We start from the raw sequence: 20,649 nt of genomic DNA, 5'->3' as shown, positions 1-20,649 counted from the left end.
GAACGGGTTAATTGTTCAGCGTCTCCCTAGCTTCGACCAGAGCTCATCGCTGAGCAGTAATCGGGGCATTGCAAACTCGTTTTGTTTCGGTTTGAGAACATCACAATTTGAGTTGGCTTTTTATCAATGGGTTAGCTTGTAACATCAACAGACCTAGCAGCCTTACGGAATAGGATCACACTCATGCAGCAATTCACTATTCGAACCCGACTTTTAATGCTAGTCGGCGCTATGTTTATCGGCTTCATAACTATCGAGTTGATGGGATTCATTGCTCTTCAGAGAGGGGTGGCAAGCCTGAATACGGTCTATCTAGATCGAGTCGTTCCGTTACGTGACCTGAAAACCATCGCCGACCTGTATGCAGTGAAAATCGTCGATAGCAGCCACAAGGCGCGCAGCGGCCGCATGACCTACGCCCAAGCCGAGGATGAGGTGAAAGAAGCCGAACGGCAGATCGACACCCTATGGCCCGCCTACCAAAAGACCCAAATGATCGATGAGGAGCAACGTTCAGTAGACGCACTGGCCAAGCTTGTTGATGCGGCTCAAGAACCTATTGAACGTTTGAAAGGCATTTTGGAACGTGGTGACAAAGCGGCACTCGACACCTTTGTCGAAAATGAAATGTATCCTTTGATTGATCCGCTTTCGGAGGGGCTCAGCCATCTGACCCAAATCCAAGTGGAGGAATCAAAGCGTGTCTATGACGCCTCCGTTGTCCTGTATGACTCTTCCCGCACCATGTTAGCGCTGCTGCTCTTGGGAATACTAATTTGCGGTAGTGTCTTCGCCATGAGGCTTATACGTAGCATCATCCATCCTTTGACAACCCTTAAGGATGCAGCGGCTCGTGTAGCTCTTGGCGATCTGAGCCAGTCGATTCAAGTGAGCGGTCGCAATGAGGTTACCGACGTGCAGCGGTCGGTGCAGGCGATGCAGGCTAATCTTCGCAATACCTTACAGGATATTCAAGGCTCGGCGACTCAATTGGCAGCTGCTGCTGAAGAACTTCAGACGATCACCGAGAGCACAGCTCAGGGTATCCACCGGCAAAATGATGAGATACAAATGGCGGCCACGGCAGTAACCGAAATGTCCGCTGCAGTGGATGAAGTCGCAGAAAATGCCAACCGCACATCCAATACATCACACGAAGCGATGGATCTGGCAGACGTGGGGCGCAAACAGGTTGTGCTAACCCGCGAGATTATCGATCAGCTCAGCAGCAAGCTTAATGAAACCACCAGAACCGTCTTCCGCCTGGCTGAGGAAGCATCGAACATCGGTCTTGTAGTGGACGTGATCCGTGCCATTGCCGAGCAAACCAAATTGCTTGCCCTCAATGCTGCGATTGAGGCCGCCCATGCTGGTGAGGCAGGTCGTGGTTTTGCGGTAGTCGCTGACGAAGTTCGCAATTTGGCACAACGCACCCAGACCTCTACTCAAGAAATCGAACGAATGATTTCTGCCATTCAGAGCGTGACGCAAGAGGGTGTTCGTGACGTGCAGCAGAGCTGCGAGTTTGCTGCACGCAGTCAAACGATGTCTAGTGAAGCTGATCAGGCGCTGACCTTGATTGCCGAGCGGATCACGGAAATAAATGGAATGAATTTAGTGATTGCCAGCGCAGCAGAAGAACAAGCCCAGGTGGCGCGAGAAGTCGATCGGAACCTGGTTGCTGTTAGTGACATTTCTGAACAGAGTACCGCCGGTGTTCAGCAGACCTCCGAGGCCAGTGAAGAGCTGGCGCGCTTGTCCGCAAATCTTAACAATCTAGTCAATCGCTTTAGCATGTAGCCCTAGCAGCCTTTCGGACTTGAATTAATGAATGGGCGGAGCATGGCAAAGGCGAAGCGAATTGCTCACTATTTAGGCGGTTTTAACCGGTAATTGCCCTGTGTTTCCTGAAATCGAGCGGATTTGGCCTCTGTTCACGCATAGTGGACGGATTGCGGGCGCAACGCGGCCATGCGTTTCAAGTTCCACGCCAGGCACACCAAGGTCCATTCGTTCTGGACATTCGCCAGCCCGCGCAGCAGGAACTGGCGGAAACCCATCACCGACTTGGTGATCCCGAATACCGGCTCCACCGTCTGCTTGCGCAGTGCATAGGTCGCGCGCCCGGCCTTGGTCTTGAGTCGGTGCTTCATGTGCTCGACCGGGCTGGCCGGCTCCTCCAGCGCTGCCGGCTCGCGCTCGCGCCAGTGCCGATGGTGGGCGTCCCGGCCAACGGCAAGCAGTGGCTCGATCCTGGCGGCCTGACAGATTTCGACGTTCTTTTCACTGAAGTAGCCGGTATCGCCCAGCAATTGCCCCGGCTGGTTCAGCCCCTCGGGGAGCGCCTAGAGCTTGGCCAGCATCGGCGCGACCTGTTCCTTGTCGTTGCCCGCCTGGGTCACATGCGGCGCCATGACCAGCATGGATTTGCTATCGACCAGCGCTTGGGCGTTGTAGCACTGCTCGAAGCCGCCCCCGGCCACCTTCATGATGCGCGAGTCTTCGTCGGTCAGATTGATCTGTTCGTGCGCGTGCGGGCCGACCTGCGGCGGCTTCGGCGGCTTGCCGCCGGGTTTCTTGCCACTGGCCTCGCGCTTGGCCAGCTTGGCCTGATACTCGGCCTGCTCCCGCTCGAAGCGTTCCCTGGCCCGCGCTTCGATCTTGGCCTTGGCCTCTGCGATAGCGGCCAGACGGTCTTCGCGCCGCTTGAGCTCGTCGGGCAGGCTGACCCCGCGGGGAGGTCGCTCTGGTCGGCCGCTTCCGCCAGGTCGAGCATCTCCTGGACTTCGGCCATAAGCTGGGCCTCGATCTTTTCGGTGTGGCCATAGGACAGGGCACTGTGCCGCGAGGCATTGGCGTGGATCTTGGTGCCGTCCAGACTGACCGAGCCAAAACGCGAGACTTGGCTATCGCGTGCGATTTGCAGCACCTGCACAAAGGTCGCGGCGAATTGCTCGCCGTGACGGCGGCGGAAGCTGGCCAGGGTGTCGTGATCCGGATGCTGGTTGCAGGCGATAAACCGGAACGCCAGAGAGTCATAGCTGGCTCGCTCGATCTTGCGGCTTGAATACGCGCCTGTGGCATAGCCGTAGATCAGCAGCGACAGCAGCATCGCCGGATGGTAGGCAAGGCTGCCGCGGCCCGCATAGGCGCGCTCCAGCTTCGACAGATCCAGGCCCTCCACGACCTCCACCACGTAGCGCGCCAAATGTGACTCGGGCAGCCAGTCTTGCACCGACGGTGGGAGCAGGTAGTCGGTTTCGCGGTTTATCGGCCGAAAGCGGCTCATACAGTCAGGGTCCAGGGGCGATGCGCAATTCTACCGGCGAGGGGGAAAGTCCGACAGGCTGCTAGGGGCTGTTGCCGTTTCGCGCTAAGCAATTGATATATAAGAGCAAACTTGTAATTTTGAAGCTCTGACCCAACGTCGATACGAGTTTGCAATGCCCCGATTACTGCTCAGTGATGAGCATTGGTCGAAGCTGCGGGAAATTCTGCTGCACAAGGCCATCTACAACAAGCGTGATCTACGAATGACCGGAGGGCATGCGCATTGACTGCCAAGTGGATTTTGCTTGTATTGCCAACACGGCTTTTGCCAATGGCTCCAGAGTGTTCACTGGCCTCCGTACCAGCACTATGCTGACGACAGCGCTGCTTCAAAACGTCAACAGACCCTAGCTGCCGCGCTTGTGGCGGCAGTGCAGGAATGGCCGCCGGCTTGACTGGCTGCGATTCGAGCGGCAAGGGCGGCGGCTGCCCCGCGCAGGCTGTCAGCAGAAGCGCGAGCAGCGGCAGCATCAGCCGTGGCTTGATCGATCGTGTGTTGACCATCTTGGATCGCCTTGTTGATGGAGAGTTGACGGGCTTGTTCTCTGGCGCGCTCGGCGGATTCGTTCGCAGCCAGCGCCTTGGCGTCCAGGGTGTTACGGTCATTCCACCGGACTTGCCCATTCGGCATCCTTTACCGAAAGGTCGTGATGGAAGGCACCATACAGCGCGCCAAGCACCAGCAGCACCGCAGCTATATAAGGGAGGAGTCGCAGCAGGAGAGCGTTCATGCCAGCACCTTCAGTGCGGTGCTGTAGGAGGTCAGGCGCTCGGCATAACCGTTCAGCCCGCCGTTGATGCGCCCAGTGATCATCTCGAACGAGCCTGAGTCGGCCAGTGCGTCCAGGTTCCGCGAGTTCCAGAACCACGCCGCCGACTTGCACGCCCACTCGGCCTGCTCCAGCAGCTCAGGGGTTCGAAGCAGTCGGTCGTCGCCGAACAGCGCCTTGCTGCACGCAAAATAGTTGTCGCGGCCCGTCACCTGAATCAGGCCACGCCCGCGGTACTTCTGCCCGTCACCGTCAGCCTCTGGCGTATTGCTCAGCCGCTTGGCCAGCGTCCCTGTATCGTACTTACTCAGGTACTGGTCACCGCCCAGCTCCTTCACAGTAACCGTCTGGCCAGCTCCCTCTCCTGACGACCCTCCAAATTAGCCAAGATAGTGGACACCATTTTTTAGTGGACACTGTCTTGGATACAGTTGCCCCAGCCCGTCGAGCCGGTCGTCGCCCCAACTTTTCGTTGGACTTTAAACGCCAAGTCGTCGAAGCCACCTTCCAGCCGGGAGCTTCGGTGTCGTTGATTGCTCGCGAACATGACGTCAATGCCAACCTGGTTTTTCGCTGGCGGCATCAATATCAGCAAGGGTTATTCGGCGCCGTCAGCCAGAGCGCAACGCTTTTGCCCGTCCAGTTGATTGAGGCGCCAATCGATCTGCCACAAGTCCTCCAGCCACAGGCGGAGTGTCATTCCGAGATCGCAGTTGAGGTCGGAAAAGCCAAGCTGCGTATCACGGGCGCACCCGATCCGCAGTCGCTGCAATTCGTCTTGCAGCAGCTATTGCGATGATTGCCCCGCCCGCTGGAACCCGTATCTGGATCGCCGCAGGCGTCACCGACATGCGTCGTGGCTTCGACGGTTAGCGGCACTGGTGCAGACACAGCTGGAAGCCGACCCGTTCTCCGGTCAGATCTTCGCCTTTCGCGGACGACGCGGTGACCGGATCAAGCTGTTGTGGTGGGATGGCGACGGCTTGTGTCTGTTTTGCAAACGGCTGGAACAAGGGCGCTTCGTCTGGCCACAAGCAACCCGCGGCAGCGTATCGCTAACGGCTGCGCAGTTGTCGATGCTGTTGGAAGGCATTGATTGGCGCAGGCCAATTCGTACAGCACCCGTCCTCGCGGTCTGACTTGCCGCGCTGAAAAAAACCCCAGTAACATGCGTTCATGACCCTCGCGACCGACTCCCTGCCGAACGATCTTCAAGCCTTGAAGACTCTGGTCTCTGCCCAGCGGGCAGAGATTGAGCGCTTGAAAATGATGATCGCCAGGCTGCGTCGTATGCAGTTCGGTCGCAGCTCCGAGCAACTGGACGCGATGATCAATCAGCTCCAGTTGAGCCTTGAAGAGCTGCAAGTCAGCCAAGCCGAAATGCCACCGCCAGTCGAACCAGCACCTCGCGCAGTTCCGCGCCGCAAACCATTGCCCGAACACCTGCCTCGCGAAACTCACGTGCATCAGCCCGAGTCGCAATGCTCGGGCTGCGGTGGGAAGCTTCGCTATTTGGGTGAGGATGTGTCCGAAGTGCTAGAGTACGTTCCGGCACGTTTCAAAGTCATTCGCCGTGTTCGTCCGAAGTGGGTTTGCCGCTGCTGCGAGCACATTGCCCAGGTGCCGGCGCCGAGTCGTCCGATAGCCCGAAGCCTTGCAGGGCCGGGGTTGTTGGCCCATGTGCTGGTCTCCAAGTTTGTCGATCATTTGCCATTGTATCGGCAGTCCGAGATCTACGCCCGTGAGGGCGTGGATCTGGAGCGTTAAACCCTGGCCGACTGGGTCGGCCAGAGCAGTCAGTTGCTCAGGCCACTGATCAACGCCCTTGAGCACCACGTCATGAGCGGCCACAAAGTCCATGCCGACGACACGCCGATTGGCGTGCTCGCACCGGGAAACCGCAAGACAAAAACGGCTCGCCTATGGACGTACGGGACGACCGACCTGCGGGTGACTCGACACCGGCTGCGGTTTGGTTTGCCTACTCGCCGGATCGCAAGGGGCAACATCCCCGCGCTCATCTCAAGGGCTTTAGCGGGATCTCGCAGTCTGACGGCTACGCCGGTTTTGCTCAACTGTATGCGACAGGCACTATTGAGGAAGCTGCGTGCTGGGCTCACGCCCGGCGCAAGTTTTACGATGTTTACAAAGACCAGGCTTCGCCACTTGCCGGCGAGGCGCTACAACGGATTACGGCCCTGTATGCCATCGAGAGCGAGATTCGAGGGCAACCGCCCGACCAACGAAAAGTGGTTCGGCAAAGCCGGGCCAGTCCGCTGCTGGAACAACTGCACGCATGGCTTAACCAGACGCTGACTCAAGTATCGAAAAAATCTGCATTGGGCGGTGCGATCCTCCATGCCCTCAATCGGTGGCAGGCGCTGACGCGCTACTGCGATGATGGCCGGATCGAAATCGACAACAATGCCGCCGAACGCGCATTGCGCGCCGTCGCATTGGGTCGCAAAAATTACCTGTTTGCCGAGTCCGATGCGGGAGGAGAACGAGCGGCGGCGATCTACAGCCTGGTGGGTACCGCCAAGCTAAACGGGTTAAATCCTCAGGCCTATCTGACCTACGTGCTTGAGCACATCGTCGAACATCCAGTTAACCGGGTGGGCGAACTGCTGCCCTGGAATATTTCCTTGAACCACACTGACCTCTGCGAGGCCGCCTGATCCATGGTTAAAACTGTCAGCCTACCCAAGCCTGCACCTGATCTCTTGCTGTTGCACATTGAGCTGAAGTGGATCACACCGACGATCTGGCGTCGTTTCGTAGTCCCTGAAAACATTACCTTGGGCAAGCTGCATCACGTGATTCAGGTCGTGATGGGCTGGAGCGACAGTCATCTGCATGAGTTTGAAATAGCAGGTGAAAAATACGGGATTCCCGATTCTGATGGCTGGGGGCCGCCGGTGAATCCAGAAGCTCGCAAGACATTGGTCAAAGCGCTGTTCGGTAAAAAGACGCTTGACTATCTCTACGACTTTGGTGACAGCTGGGATCACCGAATCAAAGTCGAGAAAAGGCTACCTGCCATCACAGCCCCTCAACTGCCGTATTGCATTGAAGGTGCCAATGCTTGCCCGCCGGAAGACGTAGGTGGGGTGCCGGGTTACGAGGATTTTCTAGAGGCCATGGCAGACCCCAAGCATCCAGAACACGACGACATGGTGGGTTGGTAGGGTGAAATATTTGAGCCGGCGGCATTTGACTGCGAGCGCGTGAATCAGTGGTTTAAGAGGATCAAGATTTGAGTTGCAAGACGGTGTAGTTCGGACGCTTACCATTGGTCGACTGGATATCAAAGTCGCGGTGTTCGATCCGGTGTTGTTTGTCTTCCTCAACCGGGCGCGCAACCGGGTGAAAATTCTCTATTGGGGTGTGTCACGAACGCAGGCATAAGCCAGCGGTGCTGTATTAAAGATGGGAGTAGGCCTCCCGGAGTCTGCTTGCAGGAGCCGGCTTCAAACCACCCAGTGCTGCTGCGTTCAAAAGGCGTAGTGGTGAGCTACTGTGGAAAAGGCGCCGATAACGGCGTCAGGTACGTGTTGAGAAGATGAGCGAAAGCAAACCGTCCGATGACGCATCGTTAAGGATTCAAGCGCTGTCAAAACCGAGGTCGCCCAGTAGCCTCGGGATCAGTCTGGAGGCTACCTGCCTACCGTCCAGATGGCAGCCGGTGTATAGGCGGCATGAGCTCAATACAGGCTTTGATATGGAACGTGAGAACCTGGCCTTTGATGCCAAGGGAAATGACAAGCAGCTACTACCGTGAGGAAGAATACCGATGCAAAGGTCTAGGGGCGGAGCCATTCGTAGTAGTGATGAACCTCTTGTAATGAGAGCGGAGCGAAGGGATGGCGTTGCCCGGCTGACTTGTACCGTCAACTCGCAATGGCGAGGAGGAGCGGTATGAGCACAGCAAAGTCGTACAACATTTCCAAACTGACAGTTTGGGAAGCCTACCAGCGTGTGAAAGCCAATCGAGGAGCTGCTGGGATAGATGAACAGTCTATTGCCAAGTTCGAGCAGAAGCTGCAACGGAACCTGTACAAGGTCTGGAACCGGATGTCATCCGGTTCTTACTTTCCACCGCCTGTACGGCAGGTGGAAATTCCGAAGCAATCAGGAGGAAAACGCAAGCTGGGTATTCCAACGGTAGCGGATCGAGTGGCCCAGACGGTCGTCAAGCTGCTCATCGAGCCTGGGCTTGATTGCCTTTTCCACAAGGACTCGTACGGGTACCGGCCGGGAAAGTCTGCCAAACAGGCAGTAGAGATCACCCGCAGACGCTGTTGGAATATGAGCTGGGTAGTGGAGTTTGATATCAAGGGAGCTTTTGATCATATTGATCATGAGTTACTGCTCAAAGCGGTCAAACATCACATTAAGGATGAGTGGATCATCTTGTATATCGAGCGATGGCTTAAAGCTCCGTTCGAGACTGCAAATGGCCATCGTGTGCCGCGTGAAAGTGGCACACCCCTAGGCGGTGTGGTCAGCCCATTGTTGATGAATCTGTTCATGCATTATGTGTTCGATGCATGGATGCAGAGGACTTATCCGAGATGTCCCTTTGCACGCTATGCCGACGATGCGGTGGTTCACTGTCGCAGCGAGCAGCAGGCGAATGAGGTCATGGGTGCTATCAAGGCACGCTTGGAGGAATGCCTGCTCAGCATGCATCCGGATAAATCGAAGATCGTCTACTGCAAGGACAGTAACCGCAAAGCAATCTACCCGACGACGCAGTTCACGTTTCTGGGATTTACCTTTCGACCACGAGAGGCGTGGGGCAACAATGGACGCCGGTTTACCAGCTTCCTGCCTGCGGCCAGTGACGAAGCACTGAAGAAAATGCGACAGCAGACTCGCTGCTGGAATATCCAGCGGCAAACACCGGCCAGCCTTCTGGATCTGTCAAAACAGTACAACGCGACCCTGCGTGGGTGGTGGAACTACTATGGCACTTTCTACAAGACGGTAATGCGCAAGGTGTTCAATCATTTTGATCTGAAACTGCAGCGCTGGGCTCGTCAGAAATACAAACCATTAGCGGGGCACAAGCGCCGCAGTGTTGATTGGCTCAATCGTATGAAGAAAGCGTGTCCATCGTTGTTCGTGCACTGGCAAGTCTATGGAAATGATGTACGACTGGGCAACGGGAGCCGTATGAGTTGAGAGGCTCACGTACGGTTCTGCGAGAGGCTGGAGGTGAAACTCCTCCGGCCTACTCACCAGCCCAACGGCTTCTGCCTGTGGCTCAAACGACTGGATGCCGAGCGGTTCAAAACATCGCCCGATGATCAAGACTAAGCCATTGTGCTGACGGTTCAGGAATTGAACTGGCTGTTGGATGGTTTCGACCTGTGGCGCAACCGCCCGCATCAGGTTTTGACGCCGCGTTTTGTGACCTGAGCCGGTATAATCCACGGCATGATTTGCATGCCCGAAACTCTTCCTGACGATCCTGTTTTGCTCAAGCAGCTAGCATCCGCTGTAGCTTACGGATCTATTTGAGCGTATCACTCAGTTCGGACGCAGGCACCACGGCTTCACCGGCACTGACCGCCGACAAACTGCCGTATTGGTAAAGCTTGCGCCAGTGGAACAATTGATTGGCATTGACGCCGTTGCGCCGGGCTACCACCGAAACGCTTTGTCCTGGCTCAAGGCTCTCGCGGACCATCGCCAGCTTTTGCTCCGGGCTCCAGCGTCGTCGCCGCTCCTGGCCGAGTAGTTCACCACTCTGTCGTAGTCATAAACATAACCGTTTGCCTATCCCTTATCGTAGGGAGAAACGGTGTCCTGTCTTTCAGGGGGCTCGTTCACTGGTTTGGTGACTGCATGTCTGGCAAACCAGGCGGTTACGACTTGTTCTTCATGCTCGGTGGGTACCGCAAAACCGAGCCTGTTCATGGGTCCCTGTAGGGCGGGTGCAGCACACCTGCTCGGCGGTAGTGGGTTGCACCCGCCCGTTTAGAACTGCTCGGCGGTCAGCCCGTATAGCGACGAGCTGCCGCCACGAACGCTCGTCTCCAGGCTCAGGGTGCGCGGCAGCAGGCGGACGAAGAAGAACTCGGCGGTAGCCAGCTTGGCGCTGTAGAAGGCGTCGTCTTCGTGCTGTTTGCTTTGCGCCACGGCCGCCATGCGTGCCCACATGTAGGCGTAGGCGACGTAGCCGAACAGGTGCAGGTATTCCACCGAGGCGGCGCCAACCGAGTTCGAGTCGGCCTTGGCCTGCTCCAGCAGCCAGCGGCTGACCGCCTCCAGGCGCTCCAGCGCTTCCACCAGACGCTCGCCGAACGGCGATTCATGGGCATGGGCGAAATCGCGCACTTCGCCAGCGAACAGGCGCAGCGCGGCGCCGCCGTCGGCCACCACCTTGCGCCCGAGCAGGTCGAGTGCCTGAATGCCGTTGGTGCCTTCGTAGATCTGCGCGATGCGCACGTCGCGCACCAGTTGCTCCTGGCCCCACTCGCGGATATAACCGTGGCCACCGAACACCTGCTGGCCGTGCACGCAACTTTCCAGCCCGGTATCGGTGAAAAAGGCCTTGGCTACCGGGGTCAGCAGGGCGGCCAGCGCCTCGGCGTTCTGCCGCTCGCTGGCGTCCTCGGCGTACTTGGCCAGGTCGAGCTGCTGGCCGACGTAGCAGGCGAAAGCACGACCACCTTCGTTCAGCGCCTTCATGGTCAGCAGCATGCGACGCACGTCGGCGTGGACGATGATCGGGTCGGCGACTTTGTCGTGGTTGACCGGGCCAGTGGCTGCACGGCTCTGGATACGCTCGCGGGCGTAGCTGACGGCCGACTGATAGGACGCCTCGGCGCAGCCGATGCCTTGGATACCGATGGACAAACGCTCGTAGTTCATCATGGTGAACATCGCCGCCAGCCCCTTGTTGACCTCGCCGATCAGGTAGCCGGTGGCACCGTCGAAGTTCATCACGCAGGTGGCCGAGGCCTTGATGCCCATCTTGTGCTCGATGGAGCCGCAACTCACCGCGTTGCGCGCGCCGAGGCTGCCATCGCCATTGACCATCACCTTGGGCACCAGAAACAGCGAGATGCCCTTCGGCCCGGCCGGTGCATCCGGCAGCTTGGCCAGCACCAGGTGGATGATGTTCTCGGTCAGGTCCTGCTCGCCGCCGGTGATGAAGATTTTGCTGCCGGTGATCGTGTAGCTGCCATCGGCCTGTAGCTCGGCGCGGGTGCGGATGATGCCCAGATCGGTGCCGGCATGGGCCTCGGTCAGGCACATGGAGCCGGCCCAGCGGCCCTTGTACATCGGCGGCAGGTAAGTGGACTTCAACTCCTCGCTGGCATGGGCGTCGATGGCCAGGCAGGCGCCGGAACTCAGCGCCGAATACAGCGCGAAGCTGGAGCCGGCGGCGTAAAGCATTTCCTCGAAGGCCACGGCGAGCATCTTGGGCATGCCCATGCCGCCGTACTGCGGGTTACCGGACAGGCCGACCCAGCCGCCTTCGGTGTAGGTCGCGTAGGCCTCGCGAAAGCCGGCCGGGGTGCGCACGTCGCCGCCTTCCCATTGCGCGCCTTCCTCGTCACCGCTGCGGTTGAGCGGGGCGATCAGACTGCCGGTGACCTTGGCCGCTTCTTCGAGGATGGCGTAGGCGGTGTCGGCCTCGACGATGTCCGCCAGGGCCGGCAGGCGTGCCCACAGACTCGGCGCTTGGAAGACTTCATGGAGAACGAAGCGCATGTCGCGCAGCGGGGCGTTGAATTCGGGCATGGTGCAACCTCGACAGCGGAGGCGCCGCGACAGGCGCGGCGCTGGGTGTACGAAAGAACTCAGTCGGCCTCGGCCGCTTCGTTCGGTTTGTCCTTGATGCTGGTGAATTTAAGCAGATGGGGGCGTTCGACCAGAATGTACAGTGCGGCTCCCGCAGCAAGGCCCCAGCCCGCCCCGTAGACGGCGAGCACCACACCCATGGTGCCGGCGATGCCGCGCTCGGTGTTGTTGTTCAACTGCTCGAAGCCGACCATCAGGCAGATGTAGCCGGTGAGGATGAACGTCAGCGACAGGGCGATCGGCAGTACCGGCTGGAAGAAACTGACCAGCGGCAGCATGAACAGCGCGGCGAAACCGGTGATCCAGAAGGTGCCGGCACCGCTGTAGATCGAGTCTATCGCCTTGCGGCCGTACTTGTAGCGCTCGGCCATGGTCGCCGCCACTGCCGTCCACAGCGGGCCGGCCAGGCCCCGGTAGGGCGCGAAGAAGGCATGCAGGGCGTTGCGGATGGCGGTCACCAAATGCGCGCGGTCGACGTTGTTCTCGATCACCTCGTCGGTGCGCAGTTCATCGGCGCGCTGCATCAGCGACTGGCCGACGATGATGTGGCCGAAGGCGATCACCGCCGTGGGCACGGCCAGCATGAACACGTCGAGGCCGGGGAAGCCGACGTTGAACGGCAGGTAATTCCACATCTCGCCGAAGGCCGGTGCGGTGATGCCCCGCTTCACGTCCTGCATCTTGTACTCGCCCACGCCGATGCCGATGAAAGTGGCGATCAGCATGCCCGGCACCATGCCGTAGTTGACGATCTTGCGCGCCATCGGCACGCGCTCGGTCAGGCTTTTGAACGACACCGAGAACATCAGGTACAGGCAGATCAGGCTGCCAAGGACCAGGGAGAGCGGCATGTTGGCCAGGCGGCCACCGGCGCTGATCTCGCCCATCAGCGCGGCGATGCCGGCACCGATGATGATGCCGCCCTTCATCGAGTTGGGGATCAGCCGCACCAGGGCGCTGCCCAGGCGGGTGACGCCGAGGACGAGGAAGATCACGAACACCAGGAGCTGCAGGGCGAACAGCGCCTGGATGGCCTCCAGCCCGGTTCGAAATTGCCGAGAAACAGCAGCACCACCGGGATGCCGGGGGTGATCCAGCCGGGTACGAAGGGCACGCCGAGCAGCGCCGGTAGCATGAAACCGATGCCGCACACCACCACGTAGGCCAGGGCCACGTCATAGGGCAGGCCGAGGTATTTCTCCAGCAACGGGATCATCGCCAGGCTGACCACGAACATGATCCGCGCCTGCAGCATCTCGGCGGTTTCCCAGCGGTAATGCACGAAGGGTAGACGCACCTTGAACGGGCCGAAGGGCCAGTAAGGTTGTTCGTCGCCGTCACGGCGCTTGAAAATTTGCATGAGGGCTCTCCATCGGCCGCCAGGGCCGGTTCTTGTTGTTTTGAAAACGGTTCATTCACCCCTCTCCCAACGGGAGAGGGGCCGGGGGAAAGGGCCGCTTTTACAGCGCCTTGGCCATGTCGCGCAGGACGAACTTCTGGATCTTGCCGGTGCTGGTCTTCGGCAACTGGGTGAAGACCACGGTCTTGGGCACCTTGAAGCCGGCCAGGTGTTCGCGGCAGAAGGTCATGATCTCGCTGTCGCTGACCTGCTGGCCGGTCTTCAGGGTGATGAAGGCGCAGGGCGTCTCGCCCCATTTTTCGTCCGGACGGGCGACCACGGCCGCCTCCAGCACCGCAGGGTGGCGATAGAGCACGCCCTCGACCTCGATGGTGGAGATGTTCTCGCCGCCGGAGATGATGATGTCCTTGAGGCGGTCGCGGATTTCCACGTAGCCGTCGGCATGGCACACGCCCAGGTCGCCGGTGTGGAACCAGCCGCCCTCGAAGGCCTCGGCGGTGGCGCTGGGATTCTTCAGGTAACCCTTCATCACGGTGTTGCCGCGCATGAAGATCTCGCCGATGGTCTGGCCATCACGCGGCACCGGCTCCAGGGTTTTCGGGTAGGCGACCATCACCCCCTCCAGGGTCGGGTAGCGCACGCCCTGGCGCGCCTTGATGGTGGCGCGCTCCTCCAGCGGCAGTTCATCCCATTCGGCGTGCCAGGCGCACAGCGTGACCGGGCCGTAGACTTCTGTGAGACCATAGACGTGGGTCACGGTGATGCCCATCTCTTCCACCGCACCGATCACCTTGGCCGGCGGTGCGGCGCCAGCCACCATGGCCTTGACCGGATGATCAATGGCGGCCTTGGCTTCGGCCGGCATGTTGACCAGGGCATTGAGCACGATGGGCGCGCCGCACAGGTGAGTGACCTGCTCGTCGCGGATCAGGGTGAGAGTCTTCGCCGGGTCGACGCGGCGCAGGAACACATGCACGCCGGCCAGGGCGGTGATGGTCCAGGGGTAGCACCAGCCATTGCAGTGGAACATCGGCAGGGTCCACAGATAGACCGGGTGGTTGCCCATGGCCCAGGTCATCTGGTTGCCCATGGCGTTGAGGAAGGCGCCACGGTGGTGATAGACCACGCCCTTGGGATTGCCGGTGGTGCCGGAGGTGTAGTTGAGGCTGATGGCCTGCCACTCGTCCGCCGGCCACTGCCAGGCGAATTCGGGGTCACCCTTGGCAAGGAAGGCCTCGTAGTCCAGATCGCTGACCGCCTGGCCTTCGCCGTACTCCGGATCGTCGACATCGATTACCAGCGGCGGGTGGTCGAGCATGCCGATGGCGGCGTGGATCACGTCATAGAACTCGCGGTCGGCGATCACCACCTTGGCCTCGCCATGCTGCAGCATGAAGGCGATGGCCTCGGCATCCAGACGCACGTTAAGGGTGTTGAGCACCGCACCGATCATCGGCACACCGAAATGCACTTCGAGCATCGCCGGGATGTTCGGCAACATCACCGCCACCGTATCGCCCTTGCCGATGCCACGACCGGCCAGCGCCGCGGCCAGGCGCCGGCAGCGCGCGTAGGTTTCGGCCCAGTTACGCCGAATCGAGCCATGCACCACTGCCGGGTAGTGTGGGTATATCGCCGCAGTGCGTTCGATGAAGCTCAGGGGGCTGAGGGCAACATGGTTGACGGCGGCGCGGCCGAGGCCCTGCTCGTAGATCGACATGGCGGATACACCTTTGGCTGATTGTTAGCTCTGGTTATTCCGGTAATGATGCAGGCATTACCGAATGCTTCTGGAGATGATTTATAGGTCATTTCTGTATGGAAGTTGTACCAAGGAGCGATTGCAGGGGCTGAGTGCAACACGGTTATTGAAGTGAAGTCGGAGCATCATACCGCATAGCCATGGCTTCTTGCATCACCTCGCCCATGACTTCTATCGGGCATTTAAAGTCGAAGCGTTTTCGCGGGCGCATGTTCAATTGTAGCGCAATGACATTCAAGCCCTGGCTGTGTACCGACAGATCCGTGCCCTTGGGCAGGTACTGCGAATCAGGCCGTTGATGTTTTCGTTGCTGCCGCGCTGCCAGGGGCTGTGCGGGACGCAGAAGTAGATCGCCACACCGGTTCTCTGGGTGATCTCGGCGTGCCGCGCCATTTCACATGGGCAGTCAAGGAAGGCGCAGACCATGGCTACTACGCTTTCGTAATTTCTCCGCTGGTTAGTCCAGTCCCGGCCTGACCTACGCCAAGTCGTCCTAGCTGCAAGCCTGGCACATCCGCGCCAAACCTATTCGGCGGCCCTTGGCCGAGCTGTCACCACCCGAGTGCTGAACGGTGCGTACTGGTCGGATATGTGGGTGTACAAAAGCCGTCCCGGCTCGCTACCGTACTTGGGGTGTACCACCCAAGCTACCGGCAACACGGGCAAGCCGGTGGACGGTGAGCTGCTGCAATACCTGTCGCCGTTGGGCTGGGAACACATCAACCTGACCGGCGATTACGTTTGGCGGCAAAACCGCAGGCTGGAGGAAGAAAAGTTCCGGCCGCTACGGCTGCCCAGAAAAACCTTAGCGCGAATGAAAGGGACTTTCCCGTCCTGAGGCCGCGGCGATATTCGCGAATCGGCATCCAGATGCCATGATGAAGTTTCAAACCTGCATCAAAAAAACAGGAGGGAAGCCCATGCCAATTATTACGGTGGGAATCGATCTAGCCAAGGCCGTATTCGCCGTTCATGGCGTCGACGAGGCTGGTAGAGCAACCTTGGTGAAACCGAAGGTTGCGCGAGACCAACTGGTGCCATTGATCCCCCAGTTGCCCCCGTGCTTGATTGGTATGGAGGCTTGCTCAGGCGCTCATCATTGGGCAAGGGTATTCGCCAGCACGGACATACTGTTAAGTTGATAGCCCCTAAGAGGGTGTAGACAAAATAAACTAAACTCACTGCTCCCTCTGCTTGGATCACCATGAAGTCATGCCTCGAACCGGACGCCCTCCCGCTATTGCTGCAGAGCAGTACCCGCTGCTAGTCAAGCTTGCGCACGCTCATCCTTTTTCCAGCCAGGCTGAACTAGCGCATGCTTCCGCGCCGCAACAGGCATCACTGCTCATCCCGATACATTTGCAAAAGCTTTGAAGCTGGCTGGAATTACACGCGCGAAGCAGCGTGCCAGGGCAGCTTTGTTTCAGCCGAACCTCGCAAATCCTATGGCTACAACGAAACGCACAGACGCCAGTTGCCGGAGCAGCGATATCCCAGCTGCCTGACTGATGCTGAATGGGCGTTAGTCGCCGATTTGTTTGAAGCTCAGGGTGCTCCTGGCGGATGCTGCCGCGCGAATTCCCTCCCTGGGACATGTCTACAAGACCTTCCGCCGGTGGAGTCTGCAGGGTAAATTCGAGCAAATGCATGATCGCTTACGCGCGCAATGGCGGGATAGGGACGATCGCGATGGTTCGCGGTCAGCGGCTATCCTGGATTCGCAATCGACCCGCAGTTCTCCCCAGGGAGGGGACAGTGGCTTCGACGCTGGCAAGAAAGTGAAGGGGCGCAAGCGAAGCCTGATCGTGGATACGCTGGGGCTGTTGCTGGCGGTGAGTATCAGCGCAGCCAGTGTGCAGGATCGCGACGCAGCGGATGACGCCGTGGCTTACTCAAAGGAGAAATACCCGTCCTTGAATACACTGTTCGTTGATAGTGCATACGCGGGGAAATGGGCTCAACGCATGAATCAAACCCATGCTGTCGATGTTCAAGTAGTGCGCGGACCAAACAATAGAAGGGCAGGGCAATGGTGCTCGCAGCAAGGCGACCTATTCACGGTTGCACCGCCTAAAACCGGCTTCGTGGTGATGCCCAAGCGATGGGTAGTGGAGCGCACTCACGCTTGGAATGAAAGGGCTCGACGACTGATCATGTACCATGATCGCCTGTTTGCTGTGAGCGAGGCCTGGGTCTGGCTTGCGGAGGCACGGATGCTTGCGCGCCGGCTCACGACATAATTTTGTTAGGCGTGCAAAGACATTTTCGCCCAAGTGCCGGTATCGATAGAGCCCCCTGTCCAGATCAGCGTTGCCCTTGATCGAGTTGCGCTTTCTCGGGAGCACCGAACAAGCGTCCTGAGCCTCGAGTTGCTCGCGAATTCGCTCACTGTAATAGCCCTTATCCACCGCGATCACCTCGGCAGACGGTAGCTGTGCGGTCGGCTCGAGGCGGCCGTGCAGTCGTTGATGTCGTTTCCAGTGATTTCGAGCGCCACAGGCAAGCCATGCGCATTGACTGCCAAGTGGATTTTGCTTGTATTGCCTACACGGCTTTTGCCAATGGCTCCAGAGTGTTCACTGGCCTCCGAACCAGCACTATGCTGACGACAGCGCTGCTTCGAAACGTTAACAGACCCTATCACCATGGGATGGATAGTTTTACGCGAGCGTCTTTCATATCGTTTCCGTGTGCTGCAGTTTGTTGTCGGCAGACTGTGAGATAGGGGTTGTTCAAAGGAACGTCATTGAACAGCCGCAGAGGGTCATTTAGAAGGTAACCATGCAGCCTACGTGATTTGCGCGGTCCGGTGACTTCACAGGACCAGATGTTCAGGCCGTTATCCTGCTTTCGGTGTATCTCCAGCTTCTCAAAGCGCTTCTGCACCCACTGCCAATCCGCCACCTTGTCTTCTTTGGCGAAGACGGCTGACTGTGGGTGTTCCTGTGCGTAACGTTGAAACAGCCCAGGACTCACCAGGTACACGGTATCGGCCACGGTATGCACCAGAGCCTTCGCATCATTGATGATCAGCTTTCGGTTCTCAATGTGCTGGCGCAGCCAGACCATGAAGTGATCGCCTGACGGTGGGGGTTGTGAGCCTCGTTCCTGTGAGGCAGGTGCCGATGACGTAGCAGGCACATCAATTTTTTCTTGAGTTGGCTCTTGTTCAGAGGGGGCGTCCGGTGGTGGCGACAGAATTGGCGCGGTATTTGGTGTGCTGAACAATGCTAGTAGATCGTCCAGGCCATCCGCAGGGGCTGCGGTTGCGGCTGGTGTGACTGGTGCGGATGAAGGTGTTCCGGTCGCGGTTACCGTAACTTCCTCGCCACTGGGCGATGTGCTGCGGCCGGACGTTGCTGAAGCAACTTCTTCCTGCGCCGCCTCTTCCTGTACCACCTCTACAATGCCACTGAATGGGGGTGGGCGCTCTGCGCTTTCCCAGATCAGGGCGGGGGCCAGCCGCAGCAAGGTGAACGTGTGCGACCAACCACTCTCACTCGTGATTACTGCCTTCCAGATGGCCTTGTCATCGGCTGTTGGCTGAAGCATTCCGTGATCTTGCAGAACGTTGAATACTGCGGTGTTACTCGATGGGATGCCTTCGATGCCTTGCGAAAGCAGATGCGCGCGCAGCTTGTCTGAGACGGTCTTGCTGACGAGCCATAAGGCGTCCTGTGTCAGCCAGCCGTCCGAGGCCTGTGGCTGGTTCAACCTCAGCTCCTCCTTGAGCAGGAAGCGCAGGCCTTCCAGCAGTTTGCGTTGCAGTGCATGTTTCGGCGCCGCCATCGCCCTGGCCGGATCGCCCCCCAACTCCTGAGCGACCGACGCACGGTCAGCTTGGGTGACGAGCTCACCGAGCACGCCGGCATGTTCATATCGGCCTGCCAGCACATACAGTAACGACGACCACAGAGCGGGATAGTCGCTGAGCCAGTCCAGGATGTGACCATCAAGCAGGCGGTTGTAGAGTAGTCCGGTTGCGGCACTGTGCAGCCGGTACTCACGCTCCTTGCGATAGCGGAAGCGGTACGGATGCAACAATGGTCCGTGCCAGGGGTGCCAGGTGTTGCCGTCGGCATATTCCACATGAAGGTCGACGGCGATCTTGCCAATGTCGTGCAGGAGCGCTGCGTAGGCAATGGCGGCTGTCCAGGCTTCGGCTTGTGCTACTTGGTCCTCGGGCGTCGTGCCGGCAGGAAGTAAATGTGACTGCCGCAGCTTCAGTGCATAAGCGACGATTTCCAGCCCGTGGTCGAGCATGCCGCCTGGATAGGCATGGTGATGGCTTTCCGACGCGGGGAACTGCTGGACCAGCTCGGCGTAACGTTCCAGTGGTGCGAGATACAGGGACCTGAACTGCTTGCGTGAGAGCGAAGTACGTTGCCATATGTGTTCCAGCAACTTCTGCCGGCGTGGGGTGGCCAGCAGCGATGCGGCCGACTCCGGCCGCGTCAGCCCCTTACCTTTTACAGCCGCTTCCGTGGGCGCCATCGGTGCCGACGCCGAGCGTTGTCGTTGGAACAGCGCGAACATGATGTCACCTGAAGTTGCGGTGGATGGGTAAGCCTTTTCCTTTTACGGGTAGAGCCTTTCCCCTTGCCCCCATTCCATTGACCCTTTCCAGCCTTTGACCTTTATCGAAGCCTTTACATGTAGCTCGGCTCGGGGAATCGCTCTACAAGCTATCCGACACGGGGTCAGTCCTTTTTTTTAGGTAAGCGCGATCCGCCTACCGGCGTCTGAAGATCTCGCCAATCTGTCTTGACGAGGAAAGGAATATTCCTTACAATCGGAACAACTGTCATCCAAGGAGCACGCCACGCCATGCCAGCCATTCATGAACTAGCCACGCTCACATCGAAGGGCCAGATCACGCTGCCCAAGCCGATCCGTCAGGCGTTGGGCGTCGATACCGGCGGCAAGGTAGCGTTCGATCTGGGCGAGGATGGGCAAATTGTCGTCACCCGCGCGAATGCCGAGCACGAAGATCCGGCCATCGGCGCGTTTCTGAGTCTGTTGGCTCGCGATATCGAGGCTGGCCGGCATGTTCGCGGGTTGCCGGACGAACTGGCTCACGCCATGCTGATGCAGGTTGGGCATGACGTGAATCTGACCAACGAGATTGACGGCGAAGTTGCGCTCTGATGCAGCGGCATGGATGGACGCTACTCTTCCACGACTGTGTGATCGAGCAGATGCAGAAACTGTATGTCGCCGCGCAGCGCGCGGAGCAGAATGACCCGATAGGAGTTGCATCCAATGCCAACGTCAAGCTGTTCCGAGCCCTGAGCCAACTGGTGCTTGAAATCGTTCCCGGTGAGCCGGCGCGCGATGAGTACCGTCAAGGAAATACACTGGGGCCGGAATACCGCCACTGGCGAAGGGCCAAGATTGGGAGACGATTTCGGCTGTTCTTCCGTTACGACTCGAGGGCGAAAGTGATTGTCTACGCTTGGGTCAACGATGAGCAAACGCTGCGGTCCTCGGGGAGTAAGTCCGATCCGTATGCGGTGTTTGAGAAGATGCTGGGCCGTGGAAATCCGCCAGACGACTGGGACGCGTTGGTGACAGCCAGCCGGCGGGATTGGAGCAAACTGGAGTAATTG

11 protein-coding genes and 15 pseudogenes are annotated in these 20,649 nt (G+C 58.8%); 13 read left to right on the top strand and 13 right to left on the bottom strand.

Annotated elements, in window-relative coordinates:
* Nucleotides 1-183: 183 nt before the first annotated feature.
* Nucleotides 184-942 (top strand): annotated as a pseudogene (locus YA0848_RS36615) (MCP four helix bundle domain-containing protein); the annotation flags it as partial.
* Entirely contained in the window at nucleotides 937-1,800 is an 864-nt protein-coding gene (locus YA0848_RS36610) for a methyl-accepting chemotaxis protein (RefSeq protein WP_442967193.1), read from the top strand. The pseudogene YA0848_RS36615 and the gene YA0848_RS36610, both read left to right, overlap by 6 nt.
* Nucleotides 1,801-1,934: 134 nt before the next feature.
* Here the strand turns inward: YA0848_RS36610 and YA0848_RS06140 are convergent.
* Nucleotides 1,935-3,289 (bottom strand): annotated as a pseudogene (locus YA0848_RS06140) (IS1182 family transposase).
* Between the two features lie 154 nt (nucleotides 3,290-3,443).
* Here YA0848_RS06140 and YA0848_RS06135 point away from each other — a divergent pair.
* A pseudogene (locus YA0848_RS06135) lies at nucleotides 3,444-3,539 on the top strand (IS5/IS1182 family transposase); the annotation flags it as partial.
* A gap of 1 nt (nucleotide 3,540) precedes the next feature.
* On the opposite strand, the pseudogene YA0848_RS06130 reads toward YA0848_RS06135, so the two are convergent.
* From YA0848_RS06130 to YA0848_RS06120, 4 genes and pseudogenes are all read right to left on the bottom strand, one after another.
* Nucleotides 3,541-3,654 (bottom strand): annotated as a pseudogene (locus YA0848_RS06130) (IS5/IS1182 family transposase); the annotation flags it as partial.
* A gap of 13 nt (nucleotides 3,655-3,667) precedes the next feature.
* Nucleotides 3,668-3,961 carry a DUF2514 family protein gene (locus YA0848_RS06125; RefSeq protein WP_232925044.1) on the bottom strand — a complete coding sequence of 98 codons (294 nt, stop codon included), beginning with the start codon at nucleotides 3,959-3,961 and terminating at the stop codon, nucleotides 3,668-3,670.
* The gene (locus tag YA0848_RS36370; RefSeq protein ID WP_268794927.1) at nucleotides 3,933-4,061 is read right to left on the bottom strand and encodes a hypothetical protein; all 129 of its coding nucleotides are present in this window, start codon (nucleotides 4,059-4,061) and stop codon (nucleotides 3,933-3,935) included. Before YA0848_RS36370 ends, YA0848_RS06125 begins: the two co-directional genes overlap by 29 nt.
* Nucleotides 4,058-4,465: pseudogene (locus tag YA0848_RS06120) on the bottom strand (glycoside hydrolase family 19 protein); the annotation flags it as partial. The pseudogene YA0848_RS06120 and the gene YA0848_RS36370, both read right to left, overlap by 4 nt.
* 56 nt (nucleotides 4,466-4,521) lie before the next feature.
* On the opposite strand from YA0848_RS06120, the gene tnpA reads away from it, so the two are divergent.
* The 5 genes and pseudogenes from tnpA (at nucleotide 4,522) to ltrA (ending at nucleotide 9,287) form a co-directional block, all read left to right on the top strand.
* Nucleotides 4,522-4,899 carry an IS66-like element accessory protein TnpA gene (gene tnpA, locus YA0848_RS06115; RefSeq protein WP_160300880.1) on the top strand — a complete coding sequence of 126 codons (378 nt, stop codon included), beginning with the start codon at nucleotides 4,522-4,524 and terminating at the stop codon, nucleotides 4,897-4,899.
* Nucleotides 4,814-5,239 (top strand): IS66 family insertion sequence element accessory protein TnpB, encoded by a 426-nt coding sequence (gene tnpB / locus YA0848_RS06110; RefSeq protein ID WP_442967192.1) that lies wholly within the window; start codon nucleotides 4,814-4,816, stop codon nucleotides 5,237-5,239. Before tnpA ends, tnpB begins: the two co-directional genes overlap by 86 nt.
* Before the next feature lie 37 nt (nucleotides 5,240-5,276).
* A pseudogene (tnpC, locus tag YA0848_RS06105) lies at nucleotides 5,277-6,778 on the top strand (IS66 family transposase).
* Nucleotides 6,779-6,781: 3 nt separating this feature from the next.
* Nucleotides 6,782-7,360, top strand: a pseudogene (locus YA0848_RS06100) (plasmid pRiA4b ORF-3 family protein).
* Between the two features lie 658 nt (nucleotides 7,361-8,018).
* A complete protein-coding gene (gene ltrA / locus YA0848_RS06095; RefSeq protein ID WP_198712386.1) occupies nucleotides 8,019-9,287 on the top strand; it encodes a group II intron reverse transcriptase/maturase in 1,269 nt (422 codons plus the stop codon).
* Nucleotides 9,288-9,621: 334 nt separating this feature from the next.
* Here the strand turns inward: ltrA and YA0848_RS06090 are convergent.
* The 6 genes and pseudogenes from YA0848_RS06090 to YA0848_RS36605 all read right to left on the bottom strand — a co-directional run.
* Nucleotides 9,622-9,846, bottom strand: a pseudogene (locus YA0848_RS06090) (transposase); the annotation flags it as partial.
* A gap of 239 nt (nucleotides 9,847-10,085) precedes the next feature.
* Nucleotides 10,086-11,858, bottom strand: coding sequence for an acyl-CoA dehydrogenase C-terminal domain-containing protein (locus YA0848_RS06085; protein ID WP_039593998.1), 1,773 nt, complete (start codon nucleotides 11,856-11,858; stop codon nucleotides 10,086-10,088).
* 59 nt (nucleotides 11,859-11,917) lie between these two features.
* Nucleotides 11,918-13,278: pseudogene (locus YA0848_RS06080) on the bottom strand (xanthine/uracil/vitamin C permease).
* Between the two features lie 100 nt (nucleotides 13,279-13,378).
* On the bottom strand, nucleotides 13,379-14,998 hold the full coding sequence (locus YA0848_RS06075) for an acyl-CoA synthetase (RefSeq protein ID WP_039593999.1): 1,620 nt from the start codon (nucleotides 14,996-14,998) through the stop codon (nucleotides 13,379-13,381).
* Nucleotides 14,999-15,143: 145 nt separating this feature from the next.
* Nucleotides 15,144-15,436 (bottom strand): annotated as a pseudogene (locus YA0848_RS06070) (IS30 family transposase); the annotation flags it as partial.
* 141 nt (nucleotides 15,437-15,577) lie between these two features.
* A pseudogene (locus YA0848_RS36605) lies at nucleotides 15,578-15,679 on the bottom strand (Tn3 family transposase); the annotation flags it as partial.
* Here YA0848_RS36605 and YA0848_RS06060 point away from each other — a divergent pair.
* From YA0848_RS06060 to YA0848_RS06050, 3 pseudogenes are all read left to right on the top strand, one after another.
* Nucleotides 15,666-15,878, top strand: a pseudogene (locus tag YA0848_RS06060) (Tn3 family transposase); the annotation flags it as partial. The pseudogenes YA0848_RS36605 and YA0848_RS06060 sit on opposite strands and share 14 nt — an antisense overlap.
* An 82-nt stretch (nucleotides 15,879-15,960) precedes the next feature.
* A pseudogene (locus YA0848_RS06055) lies at nucleotides 15,961-16,199 on the top strand (IS110 family transposase); the annotation flags it as partial.
* 53 nt (nucleotides 16,200-16,252) lie between these two features.
* A pseudogene (locus YA0848_RS06050) lies at nucleotides 16,253-17,280 on the top strand (IS5 family transposase).
* Nucleotides 17,281-17,286: 6 nt separating this feature from the next.
* Here the strand turns inward: YA0848_RS06050 and YA0848_RS35900 are convergent.
* Nucleotides 17,287-17,648: pseudogene (locus YA0848_RS35900) on the bottom strand (transposase); the annotation flags it as partial.
* A gap of 32 nt (nucleotides 17,649-17,680) precedes the next feature.
* Nucleotides 17,681-19,576, bottom strand: a complete 1,896-nt coding sequence (gene mobH / locus YA0848_RS06045; protein WP_046510175.1) for a MobH family relaxase — start codon at nucleotides 19,574-19,576, stop codon at nucleotides 17,681-17,683.
* Nucleotides 19,577-19,867: 291 nt separating this feature from the next.
* Here mobH and YA0848_RS06040 point away from each other — a divergent pair, with 291 nt between their 5' ends.
* Both YA0848_RS06040 and YA0848_RS06035 read left to right on the top strand, forming a co-directional pair.
* Nucleotides 19,868-20,188: a type II toxin-antitoxin system PrlF family antitoxin gene (locus YA0848_RS06040; RefSeq protein WP_039594001.1), complete on the top strand. Its 321-nt coding sequence runs from the start codon at nucleotides 19,868-19,870 to the stop codon at nucleotides 20,186-20,188.
* Complete coding sequence (locus YA0848_RS06035) at nucleotides 20,188-20,646, top strand: type II toxin-antitoxin system YhaV family toxin (RefSeq protein ID WP_039594002.1); 459 nt, start codon at nucleotides 20,188-20,190, stop codon at nucleotides 20,644-20,646. Before YA0848_RS06040 ends, YA0848_RS06035 begins: the two co-directional genes overlap by 1 nt.
* The last annotated feature ends 3 nt before the right edge of the window (nucleotides 20,647-20,649 follow it).

The sequence above is a fragment of the Pseudomonas sp. S4_EA_1b genome, from assembly GCF_016307435.1.
In the GTDB taxonomy this organism is placed as follows: domain Bacteria; phylum Pseudomonadota; class Gammaproteobacteria; order Pseudomonadales; family Pseudomonadaceae; genus Aquipseudomonas; species Aquipseudomonas rhodesiae.
This window is presented reverse-complemented; position numbering and strand designations above follow the sequence as displayed.